Genomic DNA, 8,120 nt, shown 5'->3' on the forward strand with positions numbered 1-8,120 from the left:
GATCCGGATGGCCGCCGCGCCGGGTTCCCTCGGGCACACGGTCATCTCCCGCGGCACCGAGGACCACGCGAGTTTCGCGTCCCAGGCCGCCACTCAGCTCACCGACATCCTCGCGCAGTCCCGCATCGTCCTTGCGTGCGAACTGATCTCGGCGGTGCGGGCGCTCGGCCAGCAGCACCGCGACCTCGGCACGGACACCGAACTCGGCGCCTACCTGCACCGTGCGCGCACCTGCCTGGACCCCCGGACCACCGACCGCCCCCTGAGCGACGACCTGAAAGCTGCGGTGAAGTTCCTGGAACAGTTGCCGAATCCGGAGAAAGACACAGCTCGGTAGAGCAAGTCCCACCGACACCGAACTTCCGGGTGCCTCACCTCCCGGACTACACGAAAGTAGCACGCGGATGATCACATTCGACAAAGTCACCAAGGCGTACCCGGACGGCACGACAGCGGTGAACGAACTGGACCTCGAGTGCCCCAGCGGCAAGATCACGGCCCTCGTCGGTCCGTCGGGCTGCGGCAAGACGACGTCGTTGCGCATGATCAACAGGTTGATCGAACCGACGTCCGGAACCATCTCCCTCGACGGCGAGTCCACCGCGGACATGGACCCGGCGCTGCTGCGCCGGCGGATCGGGTACGTCATCCAGCACGCCGGATTGTTCCCGCATCGCACCATCGTGGACAACGTCGCGACGATGCCGAAGCTGCTGGGGAAGACGAAGAAGGAAGCCCGGACCCGGGCCATGGAACTGCTCGAGACGGTCGGTCTCGCCGCGCATTTCGCGGACCGGTATCCGTGGCAGCTCTCGGGCGGGCAGCAGCAGCGCGTCGGGGTGGCGCGCGCTCTGGCCGCGGATCCGTCGTTCATGCTGATGGACGAGCCGTTCAGTGCCGTCGACCCGGTGGTCCGGAGCCAGCTGCAGGACGAATTCCTCCGACTGCAGAAGGAGATCGGCAAGACGATCATCATCGTCACCCACGACATCGACGAAGCGCTCAAACTCGGCGATCAGGTGGTCGTATTGCGGACCGGCGGAGTCCTGGCGCAGGCGGCCACTCCGCTGGAGTTGCTGACCGAGCCCGCCGACGAGTTCGTCGCCGATTTCGTCGGACGCGACCGCGGCTACCGGTCGCTGGGTTTCGCGAATCTCGACGGTCGCGTGGACACTGTCGCCGAACCTGTTGCCCGTCTCGGTGATTCGGCGGGCGAAGCGCTCGCGCGGACGTCCGACGACTGGCTTCTCGTCGTCGACCCGGCGAACAAGCCGATCGGGTGGGTTCAGCCGTCGAAGGTCGTCGACAGCATTCGCCCGGACGACGTGAATCTCAGCGGCACGGTCGCCGATGCGCACGGGACGATGCGGGCGCTGCTCGACGCCGCCCTGTCCGCACCCAGCAAGCGGGGTGTGGTCGTCGACGGCGACGGGGTGCTCGTGGGCACCGTGACGGCACACGCGGCCGTGGCGGCGATCGAGTCGGCGGATCTCGCGGGGGCGGTGGCCCGATGAACGTCGAATGGCTGGGCCGCCAGTCCGACCGCATCGTCGAACTCGTCGGCTGGCACATCCTGCTCTCCCTCGTGCCGATCGTCGTCGGCGTGATCGTCGCGTTGCCCATCGGCTGGCTCGCGCACCGCAATCGCCGGATCAACCCGTACGTGGTGGGGACCGCCGGCCTGCTCTACACGATCCCGTCGCTCGCCCTGTTCGTCCTGCTGCCACCGATCCTCGGGACGAAGATCCTCGATCCGATGAACATCATCGTCGCCCTGACGATCTACACCGTCGCCATGCTGGTTCGCGTCGTCGCCGACGCCCTCGATTCGGTGCCCCGGGAAACGGTGCTCGCCGCGACGGCGATGGGCTACCGGCCGTATCAGACGCTGCTCAAAGTTCAGCTCCCGGTGGGTGTTCCCGTCATCTGCGCGGGCCTGCGGGTGGCCGTGGTGTCGAACGTCAGCCTGGTCTCGCTCGCCGCTCTGCTCGGGATCCCGCAGATCGGTTCGCTGTTCACCCAGGGCTTCCAGTTGCGTTTCTACACACCCATCATCGCCGGCATCGCGCTCAGTCTGCTGCTGGCCCTGGTTCTCGACCTCCTCATTGTGCTCGCGAACCGGTTACTCACCCCGTGGACCCCGAAGGTGGTCACCTCATGATCGACTTCCTGCTGGACGGTGCTCACTGGACAGGGCCCGAAGGTATTCCGGCCCTGCTCCTCCAGCACCTGATGTACACGTTCCTCGCCCTGTTCGCCGCCGCGCTGATCGCCGTTCCTCTCGGCCTGTACATCGGGCACACCGGGCGCGGGTCCGTCGTCGTCGCCGGTCTGGCCAACTCGCTGCGCGCCCTCCCGACCATCGGTTTGCTGATCCTGCTGGTGCTCGTCATCGCGCCGTCGTTCTCGAGCAAGCTGGCCTACCTGATTCCGAGCCTGATCGTGCTGGTGCTGCTGGCCATTCCGCCGATCCTCACCAACACGTACGCGGGCATCCGCTCCGTCGACCCGGCCGCCGTGGACGCGGCCCGGGGAATGGGGTTCCGGTCGATGCGCATCCTCACCGAGGTGGAGTTGCCCTGCGCGCTGCCGTTGATGCTGTCGGGTGTCCGGAGCGCGGTGCTGCAGATCGTCTCGACGGCGACCGTCGCCGCGTACATCTCGCTCGGCGGCCTCGGCCGACTCCTCATCGACGGCAAGGCGCAGAGCGACTACGCGCAGATGGCGGCGGGGGCGGTCCTCGTGTCGCTCCTCGCGCTCGCCTTCGATCTCGCGATCGGGTTCCTCACGGTGCGGGTCGTCTCGCCCGGACTCACCCGGCGGGTGCGCAGCGGCAAGCGCTCCGCCTCCGAAGACACCGCGGTCGCGGCCCGTCCCACGTCCGTACCCGAGCCCTCGCTGATCTGAAGGACATCACCATGAAGAAGGCATTGATCGTCGCGCTGGCAGGCGCCACCCTGATGTCGTTGACGGCCTGCGGGATCGGCAAGGATCCGCTCGCGGCCGACGGCGGCGGGAGCAGCGAGGGCGCCATCGTCGTCGGTTCCGCGGACTTCCCCGAAAGCCAGCTGATCGCCACCATCTACGCGGAGGCGTTGCGGGCGAACGGCATCGACGTGACGGAGAAGCTGAACATCGGGAGCCGGGAAGTGTATGTCCCGGCCATCCGGGACGGTTCCATCGACCTGCTGCCCGAATACTCGGGCGCGTTGCTCCAGTATCTGGACAGCGCGACCACCGCGACGGCGTCGGACGAGGTGACCGAGGAGATCAAGGCGAAACTCCCCGCCGGGCTCATTGCGCTGGAACCCTCGCCCGCCGAGGACAAGGACGTTCTCGCGGTGCGGCAGGAGACCGCGGACGAGTACTCGCTCCAGACGATCGAGGACCTCGTGCCCCACGCCGGCGAACTGACCCTCGGCGGCCCGCCCGAGTGGAAGACCCGCGAGAACGGCGTCGCCGGCCTGAAGGACAGGTACGGGCTGACGTTCAAGGAGTTCCTGGCGCTGGACGCCGGCGGGCCCCTCACGCTCAATGCCCTGCTCAGCGGTCAGATCGAGGTCGCGGACGTGTTCAGCACCGACCCGGCGATGCGTTCGGAGAACCTCGTGGCCCTCGAGGACACCAAGCATCTGTTCCTGGCGGAGAACATCACCCCGATCATCAACGAGAACAAGGCCGGCGACGACGTCCGCGCCGTGCTGGCGGACGTGTCGGCGGCGTTGACGACCGACGATCTCATCGCGATGAACGAGCGGGTGGCCGACCTCGAGGACATGGGCGACATCGCCCGGGAGTGGTTGCAGGACAAGGGGCTGGCGTCCTGATCCTCCCCGTCAGCCCAGTGCGTCGAACGTCGCCGTCGCGTACTGGGCGGTGCGGTCGGACCCGAGCAGTCCCGGACCCATCTTGTTCATCACGTAGGTCATGGTCATCCGGCGTTCGGTGTCGACGACGACCTGCGAACCGCCCCAGCCGCCCCAGAAGCAGATCCGCCCTTCGGGGACGAACGGCACCGACACGGGTGTCGGCAATCCGTAGCCGATGCCGAACCGGATCGGCTGCCCCAGCGCGAGATCCACGCCGTTCGACTGCTCCTCGAAGATGAGGGAGATGGTGTCCGGCGACAGCAGGCGGACCCCGTCGAGTTCACCGCCGCAGGCCACCACGGACTGGATCCGGGCGAGCGACCGGGCGTTGCCCTGACCGCCGGCCGCGCCGTTCTCGGCCCTGCGCCACGCGTCGGACCAGGACGCGGAGGCGTCCGGTCCGGGCCCGGTGAACGTCTTGACGATGACGCTGGCGGGGTCGAGGGACGCCAGGTCGATCGGCAACGGCGGCGGCGGGACCACGTTCGACACCCGGCCGAACTCCGACGGGTCCAATCCGATGTGGAAGTCGGCGCCCAGCGGTCCGGCGATCTCCTCGGCCACGAAGCGGCCCAGGGTGCGTCCGTCGACCCGTCGGACCACCTCGCCGATCAGGTGACCGTAGTTCAGCGCGTGGTACCCGGACGCCGTGCCCGGCTCCCACCACGGAGCCTGGGCGGCAAGTCGTTTCGTCGACTCGGCGAGATCGAACGTGTCCTCGACCGTGATCGGCTGATCCCACCCCGACACCCCCGAGGTGTGCGAGAGGAGATGCCGGACCTCGACGCGCTCCTTGCCGGCGGCGGCGAACTCGGGCCAGTACTTCGCGACGGGCGCGTACACGTCCAGCAGACCGCGGTCGACGAGCATCAGCGCGGCGAGAGCGGTCACCGTCTTGGTGCACGACCACACGTTGGTGAGGGTGTCGCGCCCCCATTCGGCGGTGTGATCGGGATCGGACCATCCGCCCCACATGTCGACCACCGGCTGTCCGTCGAGGGTCACGACGATCGACGCGCCGAGCTCCTCACCGGAGTCGAGATTGTCCTTCAGTGCGTCCTGCAACGCCGCGAAGCGCTGGTCGCACACTCCTCCGAGCTCGGTCACCTGCGGTTCCTCTCCACCGGCCGACGTCATATTGATATTGACATCGGATTCAATTGCGGGTCCCAGTGTGATCCCGAGGCGGTGTGATGTCAATCACGTGCTGCTCGGGGCTCGTTTTCAGCCCGACACCGGCAGCACCAGCGCCTGCCCCGGGTCGCCCGCGGCGATGGTGACCTGATGCGGCACCAGCCCGCCGCGGAAGCTCGGATCGCCGCCGGCCACCACGAGGCGAACACGGTGCCCCTCACCGAAGCGATGCACGATCGCCGGCATCACGACCTGCACGGGCTCGCCGGGTGCCACCATCCGCACCGGCGCGACCTGCCCGTTGATCAGCGTTTCGGTGCCGTCGGGAGCCACGTCGTACAGCTTGGCGAAGACCACCACCGAGTCCTCGACACCGGTGACCGCGGGTGCTGCGGTGACCCGGACGTCGAGCACCGGCGCGCCGACCACGTCCAGCGGGGCATCGAGGATTCCCGACGACCACTCGGCCTCGGTTCCGGGCTGGACACTCTGCGGGACCGGGGCGTTCGGCCTCGTGTCCGGCGCCTCGCGGTCGGTGGGAAATCCGCCGGGCAGCGTGTTCAGCGTCTGGGCGCCGGCCACGACGCGGTCGCGGCGGTCGGTCAGCGCGCCGTCGCCGGAGAGGTACAGCGAAAAGTCCTGACCCACCGAGACGTCCGAGGATTCGGCGTACGCGGGTGCGGCATTGCCGGTGTAGTCGACCCAGTTGCGGAAGTAACTGAACACCGGCCCGGTGTCGGCCCCGCTGTCCCGCAGGTAGTGGTCGAACCAGTCGATGATCCGGCCCGTCTCGTACTGGGTGTCCGGGTTCGGGTCCTTCATGTCGATCTCGCCTTCGGCGGGGGTCAGGTTGGAATGCCCCCAGCTGTGCCAGATCATCTTCACGTCGTTGCCCTGCGCCTGCAGCGTCTCGAAGGTGGCCTTCGACTCGTTGAGGTCGAACAGCGTGTCCTGCTGACCCTGCAGCAGCAGCACCGGGATCTTCACGCGATCGGCGTACGACACCACGGAGGACTGCCTCAGGAAGTCGACGGACGCCGGGTCCGGGAAACCCTGCACCGCCGACTGTGCCAGTGCCGGGCAGGCGGGGTCGGCGAAGTTGGGGCACCCCAGGGCCCGCACCGGGTCCTGCGCATAGCCCTCCGCGCGCGGGTTGGTGACGCCGACGGCCCCGAACGTGAGCGACCACACCACCTTCGACGCACCGGGAACCGACGTGCTGACCCCGGACGTCTGGTCGATGCTGTTGGGCGCGAGCGAGTAGCTGAGGTCGTTCCAGGTGATCATCGGGATGATCGTGTCGATCCGTGGGTCCACCGACGCCGCGGCGAACTGCACCGCCCCGCCGTACGACCCACCGATCATCCCCACCCGCGGATCGTTCGCCTCGGCCGTGCCGTGGTGGGCCGTCGCGTCCTGCACCACGTAGTCGAGACCCGCAACGGGAACGGTGTGCTCGGGATCGACGAACGCCATCCCGTCGCGGCCGCCGAGGAAGCTCACCAGTTCACTCGCCGCACGTCCGTCGTACTCGGGATTGTCCATGTGGATCTTGCAGCCCGAACCGCCGAACCCCAGCCCGGAATAGGCGAGCACCGCGTAGCCCCGCGAGGCGAGGAACGAGGCGATACCCGCCTGATCGTTCTTGGAACCGCCGAAGCCGTTGGTGGTGAGGACGGCGGGAACGCGATTCGACACCGACGCCGCATCCGGTTTGTACACGTCGCCGATCACGTCGCAGGGCACGTCGCGGTTCGGTCCGACGAAGACCTGGAAATGGAGCGTCGTCTTCGTGAACCCGCCCGCGTCGGCGGTCGCCGGAGCGGCCGCCGCGATCGGTGTCAGGACGGCGGCCGCGGCCACCGCCATCGTCAGCGTCGATCTGCCCACCCTGCGATTCACAGCCCACCCGCCATCCGTCACGCCGTCCGGAGCACCTCCGAAGAGCGTAAACGCTATGGAACTGTGAACTGTTTATATTTGAGTCGTGGCTATGTCCAAGCGCGCCGAAACGTCACTGCTGACCGACCAGGTCTACGACATGATCCACGAGTCGATCATGAACGGCGACCTGCCTGCCGGGGCCCGCCTGCGGGTGCGCGATCTCGCCGAACAGGTGGGGACCAGCGTGATGCCAGTGCGCGAGGCGATCCGCCGGCTCGAGGAAGCCGGGTTGGCCGAGCGGTCACCGCACAAGGGGGCAGTGGTCAAGGGCCTCACCCTCGCCGAATTGGTGCACGTCTACGACGTGCGGCGACTGCTCGAGGTGGAGGCCGCCCGGCTGGGCGCCCAGCGAATCAGCGCTGCGGACAGTGCCCGGATGCAGGACGAGTTCGCGCTCATGCGCACCGCCATCGACGAGCGGCGCATCGTGGCCTATCTCGACCACGACGAGGCGCTGCTGACGATCCTGTACGAGGCCGCCGAGAATCCCGTGCTGGTCGACACGATCCGCACGCTGTGGCAGCGTTGCCGGGCGTACAAGATCGTCGGCGCCGAGGGCACCGTCGACACGACCGAGGACGACTCGCTGTGGAAGTACCAGCAGCGTCTCGTCGAGGCCGCCCGGGAGCACGACGACGCCGCGGCCGCCGCGGTCAACAACGATTCGCTCCTCGACGCGACCGCGCGGATCAAGACGCAACTCGCGCAGCAGGACGCGAGCTAGACACCCACCGCCCCGCCTTGACCCCCACCGGCCCACCCCCAGGTGAGTGCCAAAGCGTCCCCGGGCACGCGTTGCCGCTCACGTGGGGGGTTGGTCGAGCCGGCTGCGGTAGAAGAGCACCGTCACGGCGACCACCGCCTCGAGGGCGGCGGTCGCGAGGGCCGCCGCCATCGGGGTCGACATCGTATGCGCCATCGGAGGAGCCGACGCTGCCGCGTGCATCGCGTGCCCGTGGTGGCCACCGCCTGAACCGGGACTCATCACGGTGAGGTGCAACGCGATCATCCCGACGTTCATCATCGCGACCAGCCCCCAGTCCCGCTGCGAACCCCGCATCCACAGGTGCCCCGCGCAGTAGAGGCACCCGAGGATCATCGCGACGGTCACCACCCCGACCATCGGCGACGCCGCCGCATGCTCACCGAGCGTCGCGGCGTGGAGCCCTGCCG

Annotated in this window: 9 protein-coding genes; 6 read left to right on the top strand and 3 right to left on the bottom strand. The window is 68.2% G+C overall.

All coding sequences use genetic code 11. The features are described from left to right. The 5 genes from ACFTZB_RS39760 to ACFTZB_RS39780 form a co-directional block, all read left to right on the top strand. Positions 1 to 337, top strand: a 337-nt coding sequence (locus tag ACFTZB_RS39760; protein ID WP_378440551.1) for an aromatic amino acid lyase, incomplete at its 5' end; no start/stop codon positions are given. A 67-nt stretch (positions 338 to 404) separates the two neighbouring features. Further along, a complete protein-coding gene (locus ACFTZB_RS39765; protein ID WP_378440553.1) occupies positions 405 to 1,514 on the top strand; it encodes an ABC transporter ATP-binding protein in 1,110 nt (369 codons plus the stop codon). Continuing rightward, complete coding sequence (locus ACFTZB_RS39770; RefSeq protein WP_378440555.1) at positions 1,511 to 2,161, top strand: ABC transporter permease; 651 nt, start codon at positions 1,511 to 1,513, stop codon at positions 2,159 to 2,161. Before ACFTZB_RS39765 ends, ACFTZB_RS39770 begins: the two co-directional genes overlap by 4 nt. Continuing rightward, complete coding sequence (locus ACFTZB_RS39775) at positions 2,158 to 2,907, top strand: ABC transporter permease (protein WP_378440557.1); 750 nt, start codon at positions 2,158 to 2,160, stop codon at positions 2,905 to 2,907. The genes ACFTZB_RS39770 and ACFTZB_RS39775 overlap by 4 nt, the downstream gene beginning before the upstream one ends. A gap of 11 nt (positions 2,908 to 2,918) precedes the next feature. Continuing rightward, positions 2,919 to 3,827 carry an ABC transporter substrate-binding protein gene (locus tag ACFTZB_RS39780; RefSeq protein ID WP_378440559.1) on the top strand — a complete coding sequence of 303 codons (909 nt, stop codon included), beginning with the start codon at positions 2,919 to 2,921 and terminating at the stop codon, positions 3,825 to 3,827. Between the two features lie 9 nt (positions 3,828 to 3,836). Here ACFTZB_RS39780 and ACFTZB_RS39785 read toward each other — a convergent pair whose 3' ends face one another. Next, entirely contained in the window at positions 3,837 to 4,976 is a 1,140-nt protein-coding gene (locus tag ACFTZB_RS39785) for a serine hydrolase domain-containing protein (protein WP_378440561.1), read from the bottom strand. 117 nt (positions 4,977 to 5,093) lie between these two features. Continuing rightward, entirely contained in the window at positions 5,094 to 6,872 is a 1,779-nt protein-coding gene (locus ACFTZB_RS39790; protein ID WP_378440564.1) for a CocE/NonD family hydrolase, read from the bottom strand. Between the two features lie 124 nt (positions 6,873 to 6,996). On the opposite strand from ACFTZB_RS39790, the gene ACFTZB_RS39795 reads away from it, so the two are divergent. Further along, a complete protein-coding gene (locus ACFTZB_RS39795; RefSeq protein ID WP_378440566.1) occupies positions 6,997 to 7,671 on the top strand; it encodes a GntR family transcriptional regulator in 675 nt (224 codons plus the stop codon). 78 nt (positions 7,672 to 7,749) lie between these two features. Here ACFTZB_RS39795 and ACFTZB_RS39800 read toward each other — a convergent pair. Next, positions 7,750 to 8,120 (bottom strand): hypothetical protein (locus ACFTZB_RS39800; protein ID WP_378440562.1); only part of this gene is annotated, 371 nt, incomplete at its 5' end.

The sequence above is a fragment of the Rhodococcus sp. NPDC057014 genome, from assembly GCF_042673295.1.
Classification (GTDB): Bacteria; Actinomycetota; Actinomycetes; order Mycobacteriales; family Mycobacteriaceae; genus Rhodococcus_F.